Origin of the sequence: Paracoccus sp. PAR01 (genome assembly GCF_014851995.1) — a bacterium.
GTDB lineage: Bacteria > Pseudomonadota > Alphaproteobacteria > Rhodobacterales > Rhodobacteraceae > Paracoccus > Paracoccus litorisediminis.
In genome coordinates this window covers 1-768 of sequence record NZ_JACVAW010000088.1, presented here as the reverse complement: position 1 = coordinate 768, position 768 = coordinate 1, and the positions used below count along the sequence as shown (strand labels likewise).

1 protein-coding gene is annotated in these 768 nt (G+C 63.2%); it reads left to right on the top strand.

Translation table 11 applies throughout. The features are described from left to right. Window positions 1-15: 15 nt before the first annotated feature. Window positions 16-768: DUF3300 domain-containing protein (locus IB235_RS24795; RefSeq protein ID WP_192339073.1), on the top strand; the 753-nt coding region annotated here is incomplete at its 3' end.

The following is a 768-nucleotide window of genomic DNA, read 5'->3' as shown; positions in this document are numbered from 1 at the left end:
CTTGCGGCAGGCCTGATGCTGTCTGCAACCGCCCCACCATTGCTGGCACAGGACGCCCTGACCTGCGGCAACCCGCATGTGGTTGCCAGCGGCGAGACGCTGAGCAAGCTTGCGACCCGCGCCTATGGCGACCCCAATCTTTACGGCCTCATCCTTGATGCAAACCGGGATGTGCTGGGCGGCAAACCGGAAAGCCTTGCGGTCGGAATGACGTTGAACATCCCCTGCGCCAGCGGTGCGCAGGGTGCGACGCCCTCACCGGCGATGCAGGCCGCGATCGCGGCCGAGGGAACGCTTTCGCCCGACGAACTCGACACGCTTTTCGGGCCGGTCGCGCTGTTCCCGGACCCATTGCTGACCCCAACTCTGGTTGCCACGACTTTTCCGCTGGACGTGGCCAAAGCCGGAAACTTCGTCGAGGACAATGCCGACACCCCCGACAAGGAACGCGCCAAACTGGCTTCGGCCGAGTCCTGGGATGACAGCGTGCGCGAACTTGCCGCCGGCTTTCCTGATGTCATCACCCGGATGAGCGACAATATGGACTGGACCGAGCAGGCTGGTGAGGCGGTGGTCGGACAGACTGACGACGTGCTGGCCTCGATCCAGCGCCTGCGGGGCAAGGCCGAGAAAATGGGCTATCTTGCCGATAGCCCGGTCCAGAAGGTCGAAAAGGTCAATGACAAGATCCAGATCGCCCCGGCAGATCCCGGCGTGGTCTATGTCCCGACCTATGACAGCAATGTGGTCTATTCGACCCCGATCCCT